The 20,753-nt window shown below is 45.2% G+C and carries 18 protein-coding genes and 1 riboswitch; of the genes, 6 read left to right on the plus strand and 12 right to left on the minus strand.

The genetic code is table 11. The annotated features are described in order from the left end of the window. Positions 1-173 precede the first annotated feature (173 nt). Complete coding sequence (gene glsB, locus GZK95_RS01810; protein ID WP_075709752.1) at positions 174-1,094, plus strand: glutaminase B; 921 nt, start codon at positions 174-176, stop codon at positions 1,092-1,094. A 149-nt stretch (positions 1,095-1,243) separates the two neighbouring features. Here glsB and hemW read toward each other — a convergent pair whose 3' ends face one another. The 7 genes from hemW to GZK95_RS01845 are packed head-to-tail and all read right to left on the minus strand — an operon-like array spanning position 1,244 to position 5,940. Further along, entirely contained in the window at positions 1,244-2,419 is a 1,176-nt protein-coding gene (gene hemW / locus GZK95_RS01815; RefSeq protein WP_075716404.1) for a radical SAM family heme chaperone HemW, read from the minus strand. 3 nt (positions 2,420-2,422) lie between these two features. Continuing rightward, complete coding sequence (locus GZK95_RS01820; protein ID WP_075716403.1) at positions 2,423-3,019, minus strand: XTP/dITP diphosphatase; 597 nt, start codon at positions 3,017-3,019, stop codon at positions 2,423-2,425. Positions 3,020-3,031: 12 nt separating this feature from the next. Beyond that, positions 3,032-3,463, minus strand: coding sequence for a DUF4426 domain-containing protein (locus tag GZK95_RS01825; RefSeq protein WP_075709755.1), 432 nt, complete (start codon positions 3,461-3,463; stop codon positions 3,032-3,034). Between the two features lie 33 nt (positions 3,464-3,496). Then, entirely contained in the window at positions 3,497-3,787 is a 291-nt protein-coding gene (gene yggU, locus GZK95_RS01830) for a DUF167 family protein YggU (protein WP_075709756.1), read from the minus strand. Further along, positions 3,787-4,344, minus strand: coding sequence for a YggT family protein (locus GZK95_RS01835; RefSeq protein WP_075709757.1), 558 nt, complete (start codon positions 4,342-4,344; stop codon positions 3,787-3,789). The genes yggU and GZK95_RS01835 overlap by 1 nt, the downstream gene beginning before the upstream one ends. A gap of 41 nt (positions 4,345-4,385) precedes the next feature. Then, positions 4,386-5,204 carry a pyrroline-5-carboxylate reductase gene (gene proC / locus GZK95_RS01840; protein ID WP_075716402.1) on the minus strand — a complete coding sequence of 273 codons (819 nt, stop codon included), beginning with the start codon at positions 5,202-5,204 and terminating at the stop codon, positions 4,386-4,388. Positions 5,205-5,226: 22 nt separating this feature from the next. Then, a complete protein-coding gene (locus GZK95_RS01845; protein WP_075716401.1) occupies positions 5,227-5,940 on the minus strand; it encodes a YggS family pyridoxal phosphate-dependent enzyme in 714 nt (237 codons plus the stop codon). A gap of 24 nt (positions 5,941-5,964) precedes the next feature. On the opposite strand from GZK95_RS01845, the gene GZK95_RS01850 reads away from it, so the two are divergent. Further along, entirely contained in the window at positions 5,965-6,996 is a 1,032-nt protein-coding gene (locus GZK95_RS01850) for a type IV pilus twitching motility protein PilT (RefSeq protein ID WP_075709760.1), read from the plus strand. A gap of 9 nt (positions 6,997-7,005) precedes the next feature. Further along, positions 7,006-8,112 carry a PilT/PilU family type 4a pilus ATPase gene (locus tag GZK95_RS01855; protein ID WP_075716400.1) on the plus strand — a complete coding sequence of 369 codons (1,107 nt, stop codon included), beginning with the start codon at positions 7,006-7,008 and terminating at the stop codon, positions 8,110-8,112. An 87-nt stretch (positions 8,113-8,199) separates the two neighbouring features. Here the strand turns inward: GZK95_RS01855 and lysC are convergent, their stop codons facing one another. Then, positions 8,200-9,552 carry a lysine-sensitive aspartokinase 3 gene (gene lysC, locus GZK95_RS01860; RefSeq protein ID WP_075716399.1) on the minus strand — a complete coding sequence of 451 codons (1,353 nt, stop codon included), beginning with the start codon at positions 9,550-9,552 and terminating at the stop codon, positions 8,200-8,202. Positions 9,553-9,679: 127 nt separating this feature from the next. Then, positions 9,680-9,858: riboswitch (Lysine riboswitch) on the minus strand. Positions 9,859-10,053: 195 nt separating this feature from the next. Here lysC and GZK95_RS01865 point away from each other — a divergent pair. Continuing rightward, the gene (locus GZK95_RS01865; RefSeq protein WP_075716398.1) at positions 10,054-11,175 is read left to right on the plus strand and encodes a pyridoxal-phosphate-dependent aminotransferase family protein; all 1,122 of its coding nucleotides are present in this window, start codon (positions 10,054-10,056) and stop codon (positions 11,173-11,175) included. 56 nt (positions 11,176-11,231) lie between these two features. Here GZK95_RS01865 and GZK95_RS01870 read toward each other — a convergent pair whose 3' ends face one another. The 4 genes from GZK95_RS01870 to GZK95_RS01885 all read right to left on the minus strand — a co-directional run bounded on the left by GZK95_RS01870 (position 11,232) and on the right by GZK95_RS01885 (position 17,729). After that, complete coding sequence (locus tag GZK95_RS01870; RefSeq protein WP_075713987.1) at positions 11,232-13,028, minus strand: PglL family O-oligosaccharyltransferase; 1,797 nt, start codon at positions 13,026-13,028, stop codon at positions 11,232-11,234. A 123-nt stretch (positions 13,029-13,151) separates the two neighbouring features. Continuing rightward, entirely contained in the window at positions 13,152-15,974 is a 2,823-nt protein-coding gene (gene uvrA, locus GZK95_RS01875; protein WP_075713985.1) for an excinuclease ABC subunit UvrA, read from the minus strand. A gap of 116 nt (positions 15,975-16,090) precedes the next feature. Beyond that, positions 16,091-16,963: a UTP--glucose-1-phosphate uridylyltransferase GalU gene (gene galU, locus GZK95_RS01880; protein WP_075713983.1), complete on the minus strand. Its 873-nt coding sequence runs from the start codon at positions 16,961-16,963 to the stop codon at positions 16,091-16,093. 118 nt (positions 16,964-17,081) lie between these two features. Next, a complete protein-coding gene (locus tag GZK95_RS01885) occupies positions 17,082-17,729 on the minus strand; it encodes a LuxR C-terminal-related transcriptional regulator (RefSeq protein WP_075709767.1) in 648 nt (215 codons plus the stop codon). A 291-nt stretch (positions 17,730-18,020) separates the two neighbouring features. On the opposite strand from GZK95_RS01885, the gene GZK95_RS01890 reads away from it, so the two are divergent. Next, on the plus strand, positions 18,021-18,554 hold the full coding sequence (locus tag GZK95_RS01890; protein ID WP_075709768.1) for a single-stranded DNA-binding protein: 534 nt from the start codon (positions 18,021-18,023) through the stop codon (positions 18,552-18,554). A 190-nt stretch (positions 18,555-18,744) separates the two neighbouring features. After that, positions 18,745-20,748 carry an RNase E specificity factor CsrD gene (gene csrD, locus GZK95_RS01895; RefSeq protein WP_075713981.1) on the plus strand — a complete coding sequence of 668 codons (2,004 nt, stop codon included), beginning with the start codon at positions 18,745-18,747 and terminating at the stop codon, positions 20,746-20,748. Positions 20,749-20,753: the final 5 nt, after the last annotated feature.

A 20,753-nucleotide genomic window follows, 5' to 3' on the forward strand; every position in this document is an offset into this window, starting at 1 on the left:
TATAAACTAGAACATGATAAGCCAACATTGCGATGTTGGCTTTTTTGACTCTATGCTCATCCTATTTGCTACCGCTGTAGTAACCAGGTTTTGCGAGCATGATTCAAGCTACCTAGACTAGGTAAATAGACTCGTTTTGGCGAGTTTTAACGATAACCATAAGCAGGTCATAGATGAAACCGACACGCGAGATTTTAGCGGACATCTTGGAAGAAGTTCGTCCATTAATTGGACAAGGAAAAGTCGCTGATTACATCCCAGCATTGGCCAAAGTGCCAAACACAAAGCTTGGGATTGCGGTATTTACTAACCAAGGTGAAGTGATTAAAGCAGGGGATGCGGATGAAGGTTTTTCGATTCAATCGATCTCCAAAGCACTTGGTTTAACGCTCGCAATGTCTCTGTATAAGCCTGAAGAAATTTGGGCTCGTGTTGGTAAAGAGCCGTCAGGTCAGGCATTTAACTCTATGATTCAATTGGAAATGGAGCAGGGTATCCCACGTAATCCATTTATCAATGCGGGGGCTATTGTTGTGGCGGATCTTTTGCACAGTCGCCTTTCGGCACCACGCCACCGTTTACTCGAGTTTGTTCGCCAACTTTCAGGTGAAGATCATATCGTCTACGACAAAGTGGTCGCAGCATCAGAGATGATGCACAGTGATCGCAATGCGGCTATCGCTTATTTAATGCGTTCATTTGGAAACTTTGAGAATGACGTTATCCCTGTGCTTGCCAACTACTTTCATGCTTGTGCGTTGAAAATGAACTGTGTGGATTTGGCGAAAACCTTTAGTTACTTAGCGAATAAAGGTGTCTCGGTGCAAACGGGTAAGCAGATTATTACGCCAATGCAAACTAAGCAACTCAACGCGTTGTTGGCTACCTGTGGCCTTTATGACGGTGCGGGAGAATTTGCTTACCGTGTTGGGATGCCGGGTAAATCCGGTGTCGGTGGTGGCATTATTGCGATTGTACCTGGTGAAATGAGTATCGCAGTATGGTCACCTGAGTTAGATGCATCAGGAAACTCTCTTGCAGGAACCAAAGCGTTAGAACTGCTATCAGAGCGGATTGGACGCTCGATTTTCTAGTAGTTAAGAAGTGAGAATTTAGAGGCGAGAATCGAGAAACCTCACTTATCAGAATGAATAACAAAAGGGTCAGCATCTGCTGACCCTTGTTATTTTTAATCTCACATCTCAAGCCCGGTTTATAAGGCGCTCTCACTTCTCGAATCTTATTACTCTTCATCCGCCATAAATGCTTCGAGGAGATCGTTCAAAAACAATTTACCCTTTTCGGTTATCTGCCAATGGGTTTCGTTTTCAGATAGATATTGCTGCTCAATAGCCCAATCGATGGTGTCTTGAATTGCAGTGAGCTCAAGTCCCGTTGTATCGACAAAGTCCTGTTTTGGGCAGGCTTCGAGTAAACGGAAGCGGTTCATAAAGAATTCAAATGGCCGATCGGCTGCTGCTACTTCAAATTCATCACTTAAATAGGGTTTGACCATATTCTGGTAGGCAGCAAGATAGCCTCGTGGGTGCTTAGTTTTGGTGGTGCGAATAATACGCCCATCACTAAAACTCAGTTTACCGTGTGAGCCACAACCAATGCCAAGATAGTCACCGAAGCGCCAGTAGTTCAGGTTGTGCTGACATTGGTAACCAGGTTTGCTGTAGCCAGAAATTTCGTATTGTACGTAGCCAGCATCTGCAAGCTTTTTATGCCCAAGTTCAAAAATGTCCCATAGCTCATCATCATCGGGCAATGTTGGTGGCTTGTAGTAGAACATAGTGTTGGGTTCGATAGTCAACTGATACCAAGATAAGTGCGGAGGATCGAGCATAATAGCTTGCTCAAGATCTGCCAGCGCCTGTTCGATACTTTGATCCGGCAAACCATGCATAAGGTCTAGATTAAAGCTTTTTAACCCGATCTGATGAGCCAGTTGGGCTGCATTGACCGCTTCTTGTTGACCGTGAATACGACCAAGTTTTTCGAGCTTATCTGCAGCAAAACTCTGAACGCCGATTGAAATTCGTGTCACTCCAGCAGCCTGATAACCAATAAAGCGCTCAGTTTCGACTGTGCCGGGGTTAGCCTCCATGGTCACTTCAATATCTGGCTTAAACGGGATACGTTGCTCGATTCCGTTGAGCAGATGCTTTATGCCTTCAGCAGAAATTAGGCTGGGCGTACCACCGCCGATAAAGATTGAATGCAGTGGGCGCGGTGCCAGTTTTAACTGGTACTTTTCAATATCACGATCTAAATCCTCCAGTAGAGCGTTGATGTACTGCTCTTCTGGGATCTCTGCCTTTAGAGCGTGGGAGTTAAAATCACAATAAGGGCATTTTTGTACACACCATGGAATGTGTACATACAAGCTAAGTGCAGGTGGTACTAATTGCATCGATTAACGCTGCTCCGCAAGTGCTGAAAACAGTGCTTTTAAGGCTTTGCCGCGATGAGATAATTGCTTTTTACGTGCCGGTTCTAATTGCGCCGATGAGCAGTTATCCTCAGGTACGTAGAAGATCGGGTCGTAACCAAATCCATTTTCACCTTGCGCTTCTGTGAGGATACGGCCTTCCCATTTACCATGACACACGATAGGGGTTGGATCATCGGCATGACGCATTAGTACCAATACACAGTGAAAACGCGCACTACGTTGTTCTTCAGGCACGTCTTGCATCGCGTTGAGGAGTTTGTTTAGGTTGTCTTCATCACTTGCGCCCTGACCTGCATAACGCGCAGAGTAGATGCCAGGCGCGCCTTTAAGGTAGTCAACTTCAAGACCTGAGTCATCAGCAATTGCAGGTAACCCTGTTTCTTGGGCAGCGTGACGTGCTTTGATAATCGCATTTTCGATAAACGTAGTACCTGTTTCATCGGCGTCGGACACGTTAAACTCACTTTGTGCCAGCACTTCGAAACCGAAGTCTGACAATAGGTCTGCCATTTCGCGCACTTTACCTTGGTTGCCCGTCGCTAATACAATCTTGCTCATGATTGATCCTGTTTAATCTTCAACATAAAACTTCTGCGTGAACTTTAAAGCCCCTTTGCCTTTATTGCCAGCGTCGATATCGATATTAAAGCGAATATTTTCCTCTTCGCTAATCGCAAACTCAGCGAGGTAATAGATGGCGTCGCCTTCTTTCACTTCACGAAACTCAAGTTGACGAGTTTGACCGATAAGATTTTTGGCGGTTCCGCTAATTTTCCCGCTGACAGCAGGCTTACCGACCTGAGATGTATCAAGCAAGCTGATATTGAGAATTGCAGAATAACCACTGCGTTTTAATTGATAGGTTCGGGCGACCTGAGGGGTTAAAAAAGTGGAGTTGAATGCGGAGTAGTGGGCTTCCACATCTTTAATTGTTTTAAACTGCCCGGCATATGAGGGCAGAGCAAAGCAAGCGATAAAAGCTATCATTAGCCAATTTTTCATATCATTACGTCCATATAGATAAACAAAAAGCCATCATAGGATGGCTTCGATTTCGTCAGGGATTTGATTGGCGGATACGATACGGACTTGTTTGTGTCTTCCAAGTTCGCCTTTTTCTATATTGACCAATCCTTTCGCCACTTTAAATTGCTTCGCCAAGTATTTGCTCAAGTGAGCATTGGCTTTGCCATCCACTGGTGGAGCCGTGATGGCAATTTTGACCTCTTCACCGTGTAAGCCGACGATTTTGTCTCGGCTTGCTTTGGGTTGGATATAAAGGCGAAGAATAATATCCTCGCCTTCTCGCCATACCGCTACAGACATTATAGCTGGAACCAAATTGGACCGATTAAATCACCAATTAGGAAGTTGGCAAATTGGAGACCAATAAATAGCACCAATACGCTAAGGTCAAAGCCACCCATCGCCGGAATAATTCGGCGAATTGGTGCAAGCATTGGCTCAGTCAATTGATGGAACACATATTCAATTGGGCTACGGCCTTGGCTTACCCAACTTAAAATGGCGCGAATCAGCAGTACCCAAAATAGTAAGCCGCCAGCTGCTTTGATTAGTGATAACAAGCCAAGGAAAAGGAAGTCGGCACTAAAGGCAAAAGCGCCACCAGAGGCAATCAACATTAGACTCACAAACTTCAATACACACAGTAAGAAAGCGAATAGTACGGTGGCTAAGTCAATATTACCGACTGATGGAATCACGCGGCGCAATGGACCAATCACAGGCTGAGTTGCTTTAACAATAAACTGTGAGAATGGGTTATAGAAATCTGCGCGAGCCGCTTGTAGCCAGATACGCAATAAAACCACCATGATATAGAGATCAAACAAGGTGGAGATTAGAAAACTCATTGAATTCATAAGTTGCCCTTGTGTTTAAACAGCATTGAGTGAGCTGATTATTAAAATAGTTTTTCCATTTCTTCTGCACGAATTACCGCAGCCTGCATGGCTTTTGCCACGATATCGGCCAACTGGTGTTCATTAAAGGTGCGAATCGCTTCAGCGGTGGTGCCTCCTTTCGAGGTCACTTGCTCACGTAAAGTTGAAAGCTCAGTTTCTGGGTTTGCGATAACCATTTCCGCAGCACCTAAAGCCGATTGTTGCACCAATAAACGTGCGGTTTTTGCATCAAATCCTTGTTGGATTGCTTCAGCCTGCATGGCTTCCATAAACAGGAAGAAATATGCAGGTGCGCTGCCAGCAGCTGCAATCACGTTGTTGATCCCAGACTCCTGCTCAACCCAGCATACTTTCCCTACCGCACTCATTAAGTCAGCGGCAAATTGCTTATCTGTTGAGCCAATGCTGTCTGGTGCGTAAAGACCACTCATTCCCTTGCTTACTAGGGCTGGAGTATTTGGCATTACGCGAACGAGGTTTAACTTAGCGGCAAACATCTGATTTAGACGTTCTGCACTGATTCCTGCAGCGATAGAGATTACTAGTTTATTCTGGTAATCAATAGCCTGCATACCTTCAGCCACTAACGACATCAGTTGGGGTTTCACCGCTAATACGATGACGTCTGCACCATCTGCTGCCGCTTTGTTATCCGCATTGGTATTAATACCATATTGATCAGAGAGAAAATCACGTTGATCTTGATTCGGGTCAGTTGCGGTAATCAGCTCGGCTGGGTAGCCGCTAGCGAGCAGCCCTGCAATGATTGAACGCGCCATGTTACCAGCGCCGATAAATGTGATTTTCTTATGATCCATGATGGCTTCCTACTGAATAATGTTATTTTTTGCTGTAGTCACGAGCACCGAAAATAGCGGTTCCGATTCGAACCATGGTGCTACCAGCTTCGATGGCGGCTTCCATATCGCCACTCATCCCCATTGAGAGGGTGTCTAATTGTTGCTCTGGGAGGCGTTCGCTCAGGCGCTGCTTTAAGTCAGCCAACTGGTTAAACGCATTTAGTTGTGATGCATAGTCTGGCACATTGGCAGGAATTGACATCAACCCTCTTAACGTGAGGTTAGGTAGGGACGAAATCAACTCTGCTAGTGCAAAAACTTGTTCTTCATCAATGCCAGATTTTGACTCTTCGCCACTGGTGTTGACTTGAATCAACACTTGTAGAGGTGGCATCTCAACTGGTCGTTGATCGCTAAGGCGCTGGGCGATCTTAGCGCGATCAATGGTATGAACCCAAGCAAAATTCTCTGCAACCGGGCGAGTTTTATTGGATTGAATTGGGCCAATAAAGTGCCACTCAATCTCAAGCTCAGGATGATGAGCTGCAAAGTGTGCTATTTTGTCTACGCCTTCTTGGACGTAGTTTTCACCGAATGCAACTTGACCCGCTTGCGCCGCTTCGAGCACTGCTTGGTTTGGTTTGGTTTTACTTACAGCAAGAAGTTGTACTGACTCTTGAGCACGACCACATTTTTGCTGTGCGCTTAAGATCTCCGAGGTGATCTGTTCAATATTTTGTTGAATACTACTCATATCTAACTTTACTAAGGAATTTAAATGGATATCGCTGAGTTACTGGACTTTAGTGTAAAACATAATGCGTCAGATCTACATCTTTCTGCAGGTGTTTCTCCAATGGTGCGTATTGACGGTGAGGTCAGAAAGCTGAGCGTACCTGAGTTTAGCCATGCTGACGTCCACCGTTTGGTGTTTGAGATTATGAACGATGCGCAGCGCAGTGAATTTGAGGAGCGTCTCGAAGTCGACTTTTCATTTGAATTACCTGATGTCGGTCGTTTTCGCGTCAATGCGTTTAATCAGGCGCGGGGGTGTGCAGCGGTATTTCGTACCATTCCTACGACGATTCCTACCTTAGAGCAACTTGAAGCACCGCAGATATTTGAAAAAATCGCCAATATTGAAAAAGGTTTAGTACTGGTGACGGGACCGACAGGTTCCGGTAAGTCAACCACACTTGCGGCGATGGTGGATTACATCAATCGTAATCACAACAAACACATTTTAACTATTGAAGACCCGATTGAGTTTGTGCACCAAAATCAGAAGTGTCTCGTCAACCAGCGAGAAGTACACCGTGATACGCACAGTTTCAAAGCGGCGTTACGCAGTGCACTACGTGAAGACCCTGATGTCATTTTGGTGGGTGAGTTACGTGACCAAGAGACGATTAGTTTGGCGTTGACGGCGGCAGAGACCGGTCATTTAGTGTTTGGGACACTGCATACCAGTTCAGCGGCAAAAACGATTGACCGTATTATTGATGTATTTCCAGGAAGTGATAAAGACATGGTGCGCTCAATGTTGTCTGAATCGCTGCGTGCGGTTATTGCACAAAAACTTCTCAAGCGCATCGGTGGTGGGCGTGTCGCATGCCATGAAATCATGATGGCGACCCCAGCGATTCGTAACCTGATCCGTGAAGATAAAGTGGCTCAAATGTACTCAGTTATTCAGACGGGCGCTTCGCAGGGGATGCAAACTATCGAGCAAAATGCTAAGCAATTGATCGCAAAAGGATTGGTAGAACCACAAGAGGTTGAGCAAAAAATCGGATCGTTGGATTACTAGGAAATAAGCATGGCAATGGATACCTTTCTTCAAGGAATGAAACAGCAAAAGGCCTCGGATCTATACATTACCGTGGGGGCTCCGATTCTGTACCGTATTGATGGTGACTTGCAGCCCGTGGGAGAGCCCCTGACTGAGCAGCAAGTTTTTGCTTTGTTGGATTCGGTGATGGAGCAAGTGCGTCAAGATGAATTTCGTGCGTCTCGTGAAGCGAATTTTGCTGTTGTGCGTGAGTTTGGCCGTTTTCGTGTATCGGCTTTTTTCCAACGCGAACTACCAGGTGCGGTGATTAGACGTATTGAAACGGAAATTCCTACCTTTGAGTCTTTGCATTTACCGGAGGTTTTAAAAGATCTCGCCACGGCAAAACGAGGGTTAGTGCTAGTGGTAGGTGCGACGGGCTCGGGAAAATCAACCACGATGGCGGCAATGACGGGGTATCGGAATTCGCATCGTTCTGGGCATATTTTGACGGTGGAAGATCCCATCGAGTTTGTTCATCAACATCAAAAGTGCATTGTGACTCAGCGTGAAGTAGGGTTAGACACAGAAAGTTATGAGATAGCGCTTAAGAATTCATTACGGCAAGCGCCTGATATGATTCTGATTGGTGAGATTCGTAGCCGTGAAACGATGGAATATGCGATGGCGTTTGCGGAGACCGGGCACTTATGTATGGCAACCCTGCATGCCAATAATGCCAACCAAGCTCTAGAGCGGATTCTTCATTTGGTTCCGAAGGAAAAGAAAGAGCAATTTTTATTCGATCTCTCGATGAACTTAAAAGGGGTTGTTGGTCAGCAGTTGCTGCGCGATAAAGATGGTCAAGGTCGCCATGGTGCATTTGAGATATTACTCAATACTCCTAGAATCGCTGATCTGATCCGTCGTGGAGATTTGCATGAACTTAAGTCTACGATGGCGAAGTCGCAGCAAACGGGTATGCAGACATTTGATCAAGCGCTGTATCAGTTGGTTATTGATGACAAGGTGGGCGAAGATGATGCTTTGCATAGCGCTGATTCCGCCAATGATCTGCGAATTATGCTTAAAACGCAACGTGGGGATGGTTTCTCTTCGGGGCTATTAAATGATGTAAAGATCGATATGGACTGATTAGCCACTGAACAGATGGTAAGCGCAGATACACAGAAGAAAGTAAAAACCGAGCACTGCTCGGTTTTTATCTTTTCGTTCGCCTATTTAGGCTTCAAATAACTCTTTGTGCAGTTTTTGAATTGCCTGACGAGAGACGGATTCATGGACGAGGAAGCATAAGTTGTGTGGACTTGCGCCAAAGCAGATCATACGTAAGTTCATATCTTCTAGCGTGCCAAAGACTTGTTTGGCATAGCCTCTGCTTTCACTCATATTGTTACCAATCAGTGCTACTAGACATAGATTCTGCTCAATCTCAACGGTGCACAACTGTTCTAACTCTTCGCGTGCTGCTATCGGCAGTTGTGGTGCTCCACCCGATGTATCGGTTTGATCTAAGGTGAGAGATACACTGATCTCTGATGTTGTGATCAAATCAACCGACACTTTGTGCTTGGCGAGGATCTCAAAAACTTTGGCAAGGAATCCGTACGCATGGAACATTTTATCGCTGCGTAGTGTCACCATTGTTTGATTGCAGCGCAGTGCTAAAGCGCGGAATAATGGTGAGCTTTGCACCTGATGACGAATCCATGTTCCCCCTTTTTCAGGCTCTTTCGATGAGCCAACAAAGACTGGAATATCATGTCGAAGTGCAGGTACTAGCGTTGATGGGTGAAGGATTTTAGCGCCGAAATTTGCCATTTCAGAGGCTTCGCTAAAGCTAATTTCTGCAATTGGAGCCGCTTTTTCTGCGATACGAGGATCGGTGGTGTAAATGCCGGGTACATCAGTCCAAATCTCTAACCCTTCAGCCTTAACAGCTTCAGCAATCAGTGCGGCACTGTAGTCGCTACCTCCACGACCAAGTGTGGTCGTATTACCATGCTCATCTGAGCCAATAAATCCTTGTGTCACAACAACATGATCTCGGCAAAGTGGCAGTAAGAGCGCTTCTGCTAGTTGCGCCGTTTGGGGTACGTCAGGCTCTGCTTTGCCGAAATTATCGTCAGTACGCAGAACTTGGCGAATATCAAAGCGAACAGCATTGATGCCTCTTTCTCGCAGTAATTGCGCCAAAATGTGTGTAGAGATCAACTCGCCACAAGCGACAAGGTGATCAGTCAATTTGTGGCTTGATTGAATTGAAGCGGCTTCCGCCAAGCTTGTGACGGTATCGAGGATCTTGTACACCTCATTGGCCGTTTCTGTGGCGTCTTTAAGCTCTGCCAGAATGGCGTCGTGAATATTAGCCAGTTTCTGCAGCAGCTCTGTTCTCATTTGCTCATCACTGACACCATTGGCTAATTCAACCAATAGATTGGTGACGCCAGAGCAAGCGCTACTGACAACCAGTTTGGTATTGGGGTTGTTTTCGATAATGACCGCACAGCGGCTCATGGCTTCAAAATTTGCGACACTAGTTCCGCCAAATTTGGCGACATTAAAAGAACTCACAGCGATTCTCCACGGCTTCCTAAATGTTATTGCTGGTTTCCCAACGTCCTTTGTTTTGGTCCGATTAGAACGGACGAGAAGAGAGTGTTGTGCGATATATAGAGGTAAGTTATTTGGTAATAATAATCACCTCAGAAGCGCATCATCAGGCGGCGCTGATGACAGTTGATGAGAGTCAACTCAAGTCAACCGACGACACTAAACCGACAATTTAGCGACGTCTCGGCACTGCTCTCCCTCAATGAATCGTGCTGGAGTTGCGGCTCCACGATGCATCTACCTAGGCAGTGCTCCTCTTCTGTGTTTAATTATTGAACGGTTTTATGTGATCAAAGTCAATCGCTATTTTTACTTAATTTCGATAAAAATTAACAACTATCTCGCAAGTAAATGTATCGCAGTTACATCACTATATAGACTTATGAACAATTGTTCATTGTGAGAACTTGATTTAATGTGGCCTTACCTGAGTTGAACTAAAGTATGCTGCAAGGAGCAATTATGACCATTCAAAGTTTTATTCCACCGCGTCGAATCTTAATGGGGCCGGGACCCTCTGATATTTCTCCTCAAGTATTGCAGGCATTAAGTCGTCCAACGGTTGGTCATTTGGACCCGCTATTTATCGCAATGATGGATGAGTTAAAGCAACTACTAAAGTATGCATTTCAAACCGAAAATGAGTTTACGATTGCAGTATCAGCCCCGGGAAGTGCGGGAATGGAAGCCTGTTTTGTTAACTTAATTGAGGCCGGCGATAAAGTGATTGTGTGCCGTAACGGGGTCTTTGGCGAACGAATGCGTGAAAACGTGATTCGTGCTGGTGGTGAAGCTGTGGTGGTGGATGACGAGTGGGGTGCACCAGTCACGGTTGATAAAGTAGCTCAAGCACTGAAAGACAACCCTGATGCCAAGATGGTCGCATTTGTTCATGCTGAAACGTCAACGGGAGCAGTGTCTGATGCGCAGGCTATTGGTGCATTGGCAAAACAGTATGGTGCTCTTACCATTGTTGATACCGTGACGTCACTTGGTGGCGTACCACTGAAGGTGGATGAATGGCAGTTAGACGCCGTTTACTCGGGCAGTCAGAAATGTCTATCGTGTGTGCCGGGGCTTGCTCCTTTAACGTTTTCAGCACAAGCGATTGAGAAAATTCAGCGCCGCTCAACACCAGTACAGAGTTGGTTTTTAGATCAGAGCTTAGTTTTGGGCTATTGGAGTGGGGAAGGCAAGCGTAGCTATCATCATACAGCGCCAGTAAATAGCCTCTATGCCTTACATGAGGCACTGTTGATACTGAAAAATGAAGGTTTAGAAAATGCATGGCAACGCCATCAAGCGATGCATGAAAAGTTAAAGATTGGGTTAGAAAAGCTCGGTTTTCGTTTTGTGGTTGAACAAGCGTATCGTTTACCTCAATTGAATGCGGTTTATCTGCCTCAAGGAATTGATGAGGCGAAAGTGCGTAACCACTTACTGCAAACTTACAACCTCGAGGTTGGAGCGGGTTTGGGGGCGCTGGCTGGCAAAGCTTGGCGAATCGGTTTGATGGGGTATGGCGCTCGAGAGGAGAATGTCGCGTTGTGTTTAAGAGCGCTCGAAGAGTCGTTAACTCTATAATGAATTGATTTTTATCTAACAGAAAAGCGGCGAAATTTTTCGCCGCTTTTCTGTTGTTACTCATCATTGCTGGTCTGTGCTGATGATGGTTTTAGTGCATTGATGTCTGGAGCGATGTACTGCACTTTATCAAAATCTCGTTCGGGGAAGAGAAACTTCGCTTCCGTCCGGATTTGCTCTGCTTTCTGTGTGTCGCCAAGTCCCTGATAAGCCATAATTAAGTTATTGTAGAACGCGGGTCTTGGTTTATTTCTGATGATCTGTAATGACCAGTCGATATATGGCTGAATAAAGTCTGGGTTTTGGGAAATTAATCCGATATTCAGATAAGTACTGTAAACATCCCAATCATAGCGATCTTTCCAAACCACAGGGTTACTCACTTGCTCCAACAATTCTGGTTGCTTAGGATTAGAACGTTCAAACTGCGTTAGTACATAATTGGTATGCAAAGCACTGGTCATGTACAAAGTCGTCACTATCGGAATGACTAAACTCAATGCGCGCAGAGCGATTTGCGAGACCTTGCTAAACGACGCGACACGGTAGCTGTTAGAGCGTTGATCGACCCAGTAGAGCAAAACGATAAATGTAATCCAATGAACAAATGAATGATAAAAAGGATACTCAAGTTGGCTATGTAGGACGATAGGGACAAACAAGCCAAACATGGCTAATCGCGTCCCTTTCTTCGCTTGATACATTCTCAGTAGTAAAAATACCGCCGCCAATACGATACCGAGTACCGGCAGTAACCCACCTTCAACTCCCCAGTAGAGTAATTCATTGTGCGGATGATCCATTGCAGGTAACCCTGCGTGGTAATGAGTGTTTAGTTGATGCTGACGGGCTGTGTAGAGAATGTACTCCGATTCAAACTTACCGTAGCCATAACCAGAGAAAGGTTTCTCGATAAACATATCGAGCGCCTGTGGAAATGTGTAAGTTCGCGGGCTTTCAAGGTTAATTTTACTCTCAATAAAATCACTTGAGTTATCAGCACTGCCAGAAGAAGCGATAATTGGCAGTATTAAGCCAAGCACGACACCAACAAGGGCAGACAAACTCCAGCCTGCAATGCGTTTGTGTGTGGCAAACCGATAAAGGTAGGGCAACACTAGAGCAACGGCAATGCCGGCGCCCAGCCAACCAGTTCGTGATGCCAGCACAATAATCAGCGGGATGGTCAGCAAAGGCATCAAGTACAGCAGTGAGACATCACTAAGTTTGCGTTGATACTTTATTGGTTGACGAGAGAGCAAATAGGCTGAGATGACAAGCCCTGTGGCAAGAAAACTCGCCATCACATTGGGCTGTTGGAAAATGCCATAAGGTCTGTTGTATAAGGTGTTGTAGCCAAAAATATTACCTGGTTCGAGCAATAAATATTGCACCCAACCAAAGATGGCTTGAATTGCCACGGCAATAACAATAAACCACAGTAGTCGCTGTTTTTGACGATTACTAAAGCGAAACTGTTGCAAAATCACCAACAGCAGAAAACCCATCCACAGTCCGACTAGACGATTGAATGAGAGTTCAACGGAACTCTCTGGATAGAGAACCGGAGCTGTCATCATCAGGCTGGCGATAAACAGCACTATGGTGAGTTTGTTAAAGCGCAGTTTCCCTTCACTACCAATTTGATAAAGACCGATCGCGATGGATAGGCCAAATGCGATCCAAGTTGTTGCGTTAAATGATAAAGCAAGACCGGATCCACCTGGGTTTGGCATGAAAAAGTGCATAGCCAATATGTAAATGGCCCCAAGTGACACCAAAAAAGGTCGAATGAGTGGGAGTCTTGGCGCTTGAGGCTCAAGCTGTGTTCCAGTTAGATGTATGGTTGCCATAGGGTCACTTTTACAAAACAAAACCAGCGTATGATACGCTGGTTTGAGGGTTGTGTTGACCTTTAGCGTTGATTTTTGCAGCGCTGTTAGGGGAATTTAAAGGTCAACCATCTCTAGACTTTGCTATTTTAACATAGGTTCAAGGAAGCGTGCGGTGTGGGATCCTTTGATTTGCGCCACTTCTTCAGGCGTACCTTGAGCGATGATTTCACCACCGCCTTGACCACCTTCGGGGCCAAGGTCAACGATCCAATCCGCCGTTTTAATTACATCTAGGTTGTGCTCGATGACCACGACTGTGTTGCCGTGATCTCTTAGGCGATGCAGTACAGTAAGCAATTGTTGAATATCATGGAAATGCAAACCTGTCGTTGGCTCATCCAAGATGTAAAGCGTTTTGCCCGTATCTCGTTTCGAAAGCTCTCGTGCTAATTTGACTCGTTGCGCTTCGCCTCCAGATAACGTGGTTGCCGCTTGCCCTAGTCGGATGTAAGAGAGGCCAACATCGATTAAGGTTTGTAGTTTACGGGCAATGACTGGTACTGGTTCAAAGAATTGACGCGCATCTTCGACGGTCATTTCTAGAACTTCGTCGATGGTCTTCCCTTTATAGCGGACTTCGAGAGTTTCACGATTGTAGCGTTTCCCTTTACACACATCACAAGGCACATAGACGTCCGGTAGGAAGTGCATTTCAACTTTAATCACGCCATCACCTTGGCATGCTTCGCATCGCCCTCCGCGCACGTTAAAGCTAAAACGGCCTGGCTTATAACCACGAGAACGCGCTTCCTGAGTACCAGAGAATAATTCACGGATCGGGGTGAAAATACCAGTATAAGTGGCTGGATTTGAGCGTGGTGTGCGACCAATTGGGCTCTGATCAATGTCGATGACTTTATCAAAGTGTTCAAGACCTTTAATTTTTTTGTATGGCGCAGGCATTGCAGTGGTCGCGCCATTTAATTGGGTATGAGCAATTTTAAAGAAAGTGTCATTGATCAGTGTCGATTTACCAGATCCCGACACACCAGTAATACAACTAAACAGACCGACAGGAATAGTCAGGTCAACCGTTTTTAGGTTGTTACCAGTGGCGCCGATAAGCTCAACAACTTTGCTTTTATTAAATGGCGTGCGTTTTTCAGGTACAGCAATCTGCTTGGTTCCTGAAAGGTATTGACCCGTCAATGACTCTGGTACTTGCAGGATCTCCTGCATCGTACCTTGAGCCACTACTTGGCCTCCATGCACACCAGCCCCAGGGCCAATATCGATGACGTGATCGGCGCAGCGGATTGCATCTTCATCATGTTCTACGACGAGTACGGTATTACCTAAGTCTCGCAAATGAGTGAGGGTTTTTAGTAGCCGCTCGTTGTCACGCTGATGCAAGCCAATTGAAGGTTCGTCCAGAACATACATTACCCCAACCAGTCCCGCACCAATTTGACTTGCTAGACGGATGCGCTGAGCCTCACCACCAGAGAGCGTTTCAGCACTGCGCGACAGATTAAGGTAGTTAAGACCGACGTTAACCAAAAACTCAAGTCGGTCATTGATTTCTTTCATCACTTTCTCGGCAATCTTAGCGCGCTGACCTTCTAATTGGAGATTTGCGAAGAAGCTAAGAGCGTCGGCAATGCTCAGCTCGACAATCTCTGGTAGCGTGGTGTCGCCGATAAACACATTGCGAGCTTCCAAGCGTAGGCGGCTGCCATCGCAGCTGGCACAACATTTGGTTGAAATATATTTGGCCAAATCTTCTCGCACTGAGTTTGATTCGGTATCGCGATAGCGGCGTTCAAGGGTATTGAGAATCCCTTCAAATGGATGGCGTTTTACCCGAATATCACCACGGTCATTAATGTAGTTAAACTCAACTTCCGTGCGCCCTGAGCCTTTTAAAATCACATCTTGGATTTTTTTTGGTAACTGATTGAATGGCTGATTGAGGTCAAAATCATAATGCTTTGCCAGTGACGTTAGCATTTGGAAGTAGTAGTAGTTCTTTTGATCCCAGCCGCGAATTGCCCCTTGAGCGAGACTGAGTGACTCATCTTGGATCACCCGTGCAGGGTCAAAATATTGCTGAACACCCAAGCCATCACAAGTCCCACAGGCGCCCGCTGGATTGTTGAAAGAGAACAGACGAGGTTCCAGTTCTTGCATACTGTAGCCACAGTGCGGGCAAGCAAAGTTAGCAGAAAACACCACTTCGTCATCGTCCCCATCCATTGGGGCGACAACGGCAATTCCGCCTGACAGTTCAAGGGTTGTCTCAAATGATTCTGCCAATCGTTGTTGGAGATCGGCACGGACTTTAAAGCGATCGACAACGACTTCAATGGTGTGCTTTTTGTGTAGCTCTAGTGTCGGTGGATCGGATAAATCACAGGTTTCTCCATCAATACGGGCGCGAATGAAACCTTGAGCCGCCAAGTTCTCTAGCGTTTTGACATGTTCCCCTTTGCGCTCTTTGACAATCGGCGCCAGCAGCATCAATTTAGAGCCTTCAGGCATCTCAAGAACTTTGTCGACCATTTGTGACACAGTCTGGGCGGCAAGAGCGACTTTATGTGTAGGGCAGCGAGGCTCCCCTACACGTGCATAGAGCAAACGCAAGTAGTCATATACTTCAGTTATTGTACCGACAGTGGAGCGCGGGTTATGTGACGTCGATTTTTGTTCAATAGAAATGGCCGGTGACAACCCTTCAATATGGTCAACATCCGGTTTTTCCATCAATGACAAAAACTGGCGGGCGTAGGCTGAAAGGGATTCTACGTAACGACGCTGCCCTTCTGCATACAGAGTATCGAAAGCTAAAGACGATTTTCCGGAGCCGGATAAACCAGTGATAACAATCAGCTTATCGCGTGGAATGGTGAGATTGATGTTTTTTAGGTTATGGGTGCGGGCTCCGCGTACTTCTATCTTGTCCATGGTTATCGCTCTGTATGGGAAGAACTTCTAGTATTACACAGTGCGAGAAATGTTCAAAGAAAATACTGGACATAAAAACAGTAAGAGCAGCGCGAAGGCTGCTCTTTATACGTGAGTTAGCTTTGTTTAGCGGTTGAGTGTTTGTCGAGCTCGGTCTTTTTGCTGTCTTTAAGGTAAAGGTTTTCAAAACAGTAGTTTGTTGCTTCGATATAACCTTCAACACTACCGCAGTCAAAACGTTGTCCTTTAAACTTATACGCCAGAACACAGCCCGCCTTGGCTTGCTTGAGCAGTGCATCCGTGATTTGAATTTCTCCACCTTTGCCTGGCTCGGTTTGCTCAATTAGCTCAAAGATATCTGGGGTCAGAATATAACGACCGATGATTGCGAGGTTACTTGGTGCTGTGCCTGGTTCAGGTTTTTCAACCATGTCATCAACACGGAAAATATCGTCTTTGATCATTTCACCGGAAATAACACCGTATTTGTGTGTTTCATTTTCTGGGACTTCTTGAACAGCAACAATTGAACAGCGGAACTGTTTAAACAACGCAACCATTTGTGCCAATACGCCTTCTTGTTCATTGACACATAAATCGTCAGCTAACACGACAGCGAAAGGTTCATCACCAATTAACTCGCGACCAGTCAAAATCGCATGACCTAGACCTTTCATTTCACGTTGACGAATATAAGTAAAGTTAGCTGAATCAATGATGTCACGGATATCAACAAGCAATTCTTCTTTATTGGTACCGCTAATCTGGTGTTCAAGCTCATAGTTTTTATCAAAGTGATCCATGATGGAATGTTTGCCACGACCTGTGACGATACACATACCATTCATGCCTGCTTGAATTGCTTCTTCAACACCGTACTCAATCAATGGCTTGTTGACGACTGGCATCATCTCTTTTGGCATCGACTTGGTGGCTGGCAGGAAACGTGTGCCGTAACCTGCCGCCGGAAATAGGCACTTTTTAATCATGATAAAACCCTTTATCTCTCTGACGTATTTGAAATTGTCAAACAAGATAGCACGGTTTAGATGAATAGATAATTAACCAAGTAGTGCAAAAGTTGATTTTCTATCTAATGAGTTATTTTTAAGACATTAAGTGCTGTTTTGCCCATGAAATCGCTTGTACTCGATTTTTAACTGAGAGTTTTTTAAATATTTGGTAAAGGTGCGATTTGACGGTGAACTCGCTGATAAACAAATCTTCGGCAATTTGATTATTTGATGCCCCTGTTTGCAAGCTACGTAAAATTTGGATTTCTCTGGTTGTTAAATCCACGGTCGCGGGAGAGGTTTGGCTATCGATGACATGGCGATAGTAATGCAGAAGTTGTGCGGCTACTTTGCGAGGTAACCAATTCTGGCTGTTAATCACTTCACCACATCCTTGGGCTATTCGAGTGATACTATCATCTTTGTAAAACAGTGCTTTCAAGTTACCAAAACTCAACAGTTCATCCGTGGTCAGCCGTCTTTCAACATTAAAGATCACGGTTTCAAAGATCTTGTTCGAGAGGGGGAGATTGCGGATTGCGCTTTGCAGTTGCTGATAGTTGTTATGATCAATTAACAAAATTTTGTGTTTATGCTGTTGCATGGCGAGCATAAAATCTTCAGGTTCCATGCGAGGAATCGGCACACAGAGTTTTTTTTCGATTAGGTCTACAATAGGGTAATGGGCATTTTTGTTTTCACATAGGAAATATAAGGTTCGTGCGTAGATGTTTTTAGCCATAGCTCACTCTTATCTATTTTTGCCAATTTCTACTCGTTATCCTGTCTGATTTGTTAGCAAAGCGCGATTCATCGTCAGTATGAATTACTAGGTAGTTGCAAATTTGATAGTAAATTTTCGTTATCTCATTGAGTTTTGGTACATGGAAAGCGGTGAAAGTATTGGAATCTGAGAGCAGCGACAAGAAAGTTACGTACCAGATGAACAGGAACAGTTGTTCGATTTACAACTCGAGTGTTATCCTTATGCGCTATTGAAATTGAACATAAACGAATCTAGACGGAGCGAAACATGGCTAGCCGTGGAGTAAACAAAGTTATTTTAGTGGGTAACTTAGGTCAGGACCCAGAAGTGCGCTACATGCCTAGCGGTGGCGCAGTTGCAAATATTACTATTGCAACTTCAGAAACTTGGCGCGATAAGGCGACAGGTGAACAACGTGAGAAAACTGAGTGGCATCGTGTTGCCCTGTTTGGCAAACTGGCAGAAGTTGCTGGCGAATATCTACGTAAAGGTTCACAAGTATATATTGAAGGTCAACTTCAAACTCGCAAATGGCAGAACCAACAAGGCCAAGACCAATACACCACCGAAGTGGTTGTTCAAGGCTATAACGGTGTGATGCAAATGCTAGGTGGTCGCCAAGGTGGACAAGGTGCGCCTATGGGTGGTCATCAGCCACAACAGCAGCAACAGCAAGGTTGGGGACAGCCGCAGCAGCCTGCAATGCAGCAAAAACCTGCGCCTCAACAGCAACATGCACCTCAGCAACAGCCTCAGTACAATGAGCCGCCAATGGATTTTGACGACGACATCCCGTTTTAATCCTTTTAAAGTCGAAAAAAGCCGCGATTATCGCGGCTTTTTTATATAGTGAGCTTGGTATTTCTGCGATGTTTGATAATCGAGCTCGCTGACTTTAAGCACCTCTATGGAAAGAGGTAATCGGTGCTAGAAATATTGCGCTAGCGTATAATACTAACTGACTAAATTCATCGAGAGGGAACTCCATTTTATGAGGTATACGCCTACCTTAAAATTGAGTACGCGCTTGGTTGCTTTTGTAACTGTGATCGTGATAAGTGCGATGTTTATTTTGTTCTTGGGTGGTACGTTATCGTTTCGTAGCCTCGGACACGTTTACCTCAATCAGTCCCTCAATGGAATTGTCGAAGTCGTCGACAAAGAGATGGAAGATCCTGACGCTGCGTATTCTATGCAACGTTGGATGCCAAAGATGCTACAAGCATCGAACATCGTTGAGATGGAGCTTTCTTCGCAAGCGGGAGTCATTTACCGTTATCGCGACACCTCCTCTAAAATAGACCCGTCTTTGTTTTATCACGCTGAATATCCTCTTGAGCGGAACAGCGGTTTTAAAATCAAATTTACTGCCGTTCCACCGTATGTTGGCTATGGCTACTCTCTTGAGGCGCTCTGGTCAATTACCTTGGCAGTGGCTTTAGTTATTTTCTGCCTTATACGTGGCTTGAAATGGCTGGAAGAACAGCTACTTGGCTCAGAGTTACTCGAAGAGCGAGGGCGGATGATTTTGGCGGGTCGTGTCGAGGAGTTTGCCAAAGGTGATCTTCGAGAATGGCCCTATACTGCGAGTGAAGCCCTTGATCGTCTTATTGATGAACTGCAAGACGCACGTCAAGAGCGCAGTCGTTTTGATACTTTTATTCGTACCCAAACTTTTCTTGATCAGCTAACAGGAACAGCAAATCGAGTTCTGTTTGATAGCAAATTGGAAGCGGCACTTTCCGAAAGCGGCTCTCATGGTGGTGCGATGCTGATCCGTATTGATGATTGGGATCGAGTGAAAGAAGAGGTCGATAAGCAGGCGGCTAATCAGTTCATCATTGCGATGGGTGAAGCGATTAATAAGGTGATTTTGCGTTATCCCGATATTATTTTATCCCGCTATTATGAAGCGGACTTTGCCGTATTTGCCCCACATTTAGGCACTAAAGAAATGGCAAGCATTGCAAATAACTGTCTGAAAAGATTTGAAAACTTGCAGTTACCTGAACCATTGGATAAAGAGAATTGGTGTCATATTGGTATTACCATGTTCCGAGAAGGGGAACGACAAGGAAAAATACTGGATGAAACAGAAACTGCGCTGAAGAGTGCTCGTCTACAGCAAATGAATACTTGGACGCGCTTTAACAAACTCTCTCCACAAGAAGAAGAGCGGGGAAGTGTTCGTTGGCGAACGTTGTTTGATCAAGTATTAACGCCAGATAGTGTCTATATTTTTTCGCAACCATGCTATTTGCTCGAAGATCAACAGCCTCAATTGATCCACCATGAGTTGTTCGTACGGATTCTCGATCCCCAGAAAGGATTGATTAAAGCGTCACGTTTTAACACTGCAATCGAGTCTGTTGGCTATGAAAGTGTTTTAGATCGTTCTGTTTTTTTGGCGGTCGCCAGATTTTTGAAAGCGTCAAAAAATAGTTTATGTTACTCTATCAACCTTCATGTGACTCCTTTTGCTAGCAAGAAGTACTTTCGTTGGTTCAGGGATGAGTTACTACAACTACCAACTGAAAAACGTCAGCGATTGTTATTTGAGTTTGCAGAAGCTCGACTCGTGCAGCATCTCGACTATATGAGACCTGTAATAAAGATGCTAAATGGGTTAGGTTGTCGAGTTGTCGTAGGGCAAGCGGGGCGATCGATTGTCAGTACTTACTACCTAAAAGAACTATCAATTGATTATCTTAAGCTTCACCGTAGCTTGATAAAGCAAATTGATCATCGGCATGAAAATCAATTGTTTGTACGCAGTTTACTGGGCGCATGTGAAGGTTTACATACTCAAGTTATCGCGGTTGGTGTCGATCAAAAGCAAGAGTACAATACGCTGCTGACACTTGGTGTACAGGGCGTTCAAGGGCGCTACTTTGCCCCTGAAGAACAAATGATACCAGAACTGCAAGCAGACAAACCTAGTCAGTCCAAGTCAAACATTCAAATTGGGCGGCGTAACCGTTGGCGAAGAAGTTAGTTGTA

The sequence above is a fragment of the Vibrio panuliri genome (genome assembly GCF_009938205.1).
GTDB lineage: Bacteria > Pseudomonadota > Gammaproteobacteria > Enterobacterales > Vibrionaceae > Vibrio > Vibrio panuliri.

Excerpts from the sequence above, each read along its gene's own strand:
- glsB (WP_075709752.1), top strand. The coding sequence starts at position 174 with ATGAAACCGACACGCGAGATTTTAGCGGACATCTTGGAAGAAGTTCGT.
- hemW (WP_075716404.1), bottom strand. The coding sequence starts at position 2,419 with ATGCAATTAGTACCACCTGCACTTAGCTTGTATGTACACATTCCATGG.
- GZK95_RS01820 (WP_075716403.1), bottom strand. The coding sequence starts at position 3,019 with ATGAGCAAGATTGTATTAGCGACGGGCAACCAAGGTAAAGTGCGCGAA.
- GZK95_RS01825 (WP_075709755.1), bottom strand. The coding sequence starts at position 3,463 with ATGAAAAATTGGCTAATGATAGCTTTTATCGCTTGCTTTGCTCTGCCC.
- yggU (WP_075709756.1), bottom strand. The coding sequence starts at position 3,787 with ATGTCTGTAGCGGTATGGCGAGAAGGCGAGGATATTATTCTTCGCCTT.
- GZK95_RS01835 (WP_075709757.1), bottom strand. The coding sequence starts at position 4,344 with ATGAATTCAATGAGTTTTCTAATCTCCACCTTGTTTGATCTCTATATC.
- proC (WP_075716402.1), bottom strand. The coding sequence starts at position 5,204 with ATGGATCATAAGAAAATCACATTTATCGGCGCTGGTAACATGGCGCGT.
- GZK95_RS01845 (WP_075716401.1), bottom strand. The coding sequence starts at position 5,940 with ATGAGTAGTATTCAACAAAATATTGAACAGATCACCTCGGAGATCTTA.
- GZK95_RS01850 (WP_075709760.1), top strand. The coding sequence starts at position 5,965 with ATGGATATCGCTGAGTTACTGGACTTTAGTGTAAAACATAATGCGTCA.
- GZK95_RS01855 (WP_075716400.1), top strand. The coding sequence starts at position 7,006 with ATGGCAATGGATACCTTTCTTCAAGGAATGAAACAGCAAAAGGCCTCG.
- GZK95_RS01865 (WP_075716398.1), top strand. The coding sequence starts at position 10,054 with ATGACCATTCAAAGTTTTATTCCACCGCGTCGAATCTTAATGGGGCCG.
- GZK95_RS01870 (WP_075713987.1), bottom strand. The coding sequence starts at position 13,028 with ATGGCAACCATACATCTAACTGGAACACAGCTTGAGCCTCAAGCGCCA.
- uvrA (WP_075713985.1), bottom strand. The coding sequence starts at position 15,974 with ATGGACAAGATAGAAGTACGCGGAGCCCGCACCCATAACCTAAAAAAC.
- galU (WP_075713983.1), bottom strand. The coding sequence starts at position 16,963 with ATGATTAAAAAGTGCCTATTTCCGGCGGCAGGTTACGGCACACGTTTC.
- GZK95_RS01885 (WP_075709767.1), bottom strand. The coding sequence starts at position 17,729 with ATGGCTAAAAACATCTACGCACGAACCTTATATTTCCTATGTGAAAAC.
- GZK95_RS01890 (WP_075709768.1), top strand. The coding sequence starts at position 18,021 with ATGGCTAGCCGTGGAGTAAACAAAGTTATTTTAGTGGGTAACTTAGGT.
- csrD (WP_075713981.1), top strand. The coding sequence starts at position 18,745 with ATGAGGTATACGCCTACCTTAAAATTGAGTACGCGCTTGGTTGCTTTT.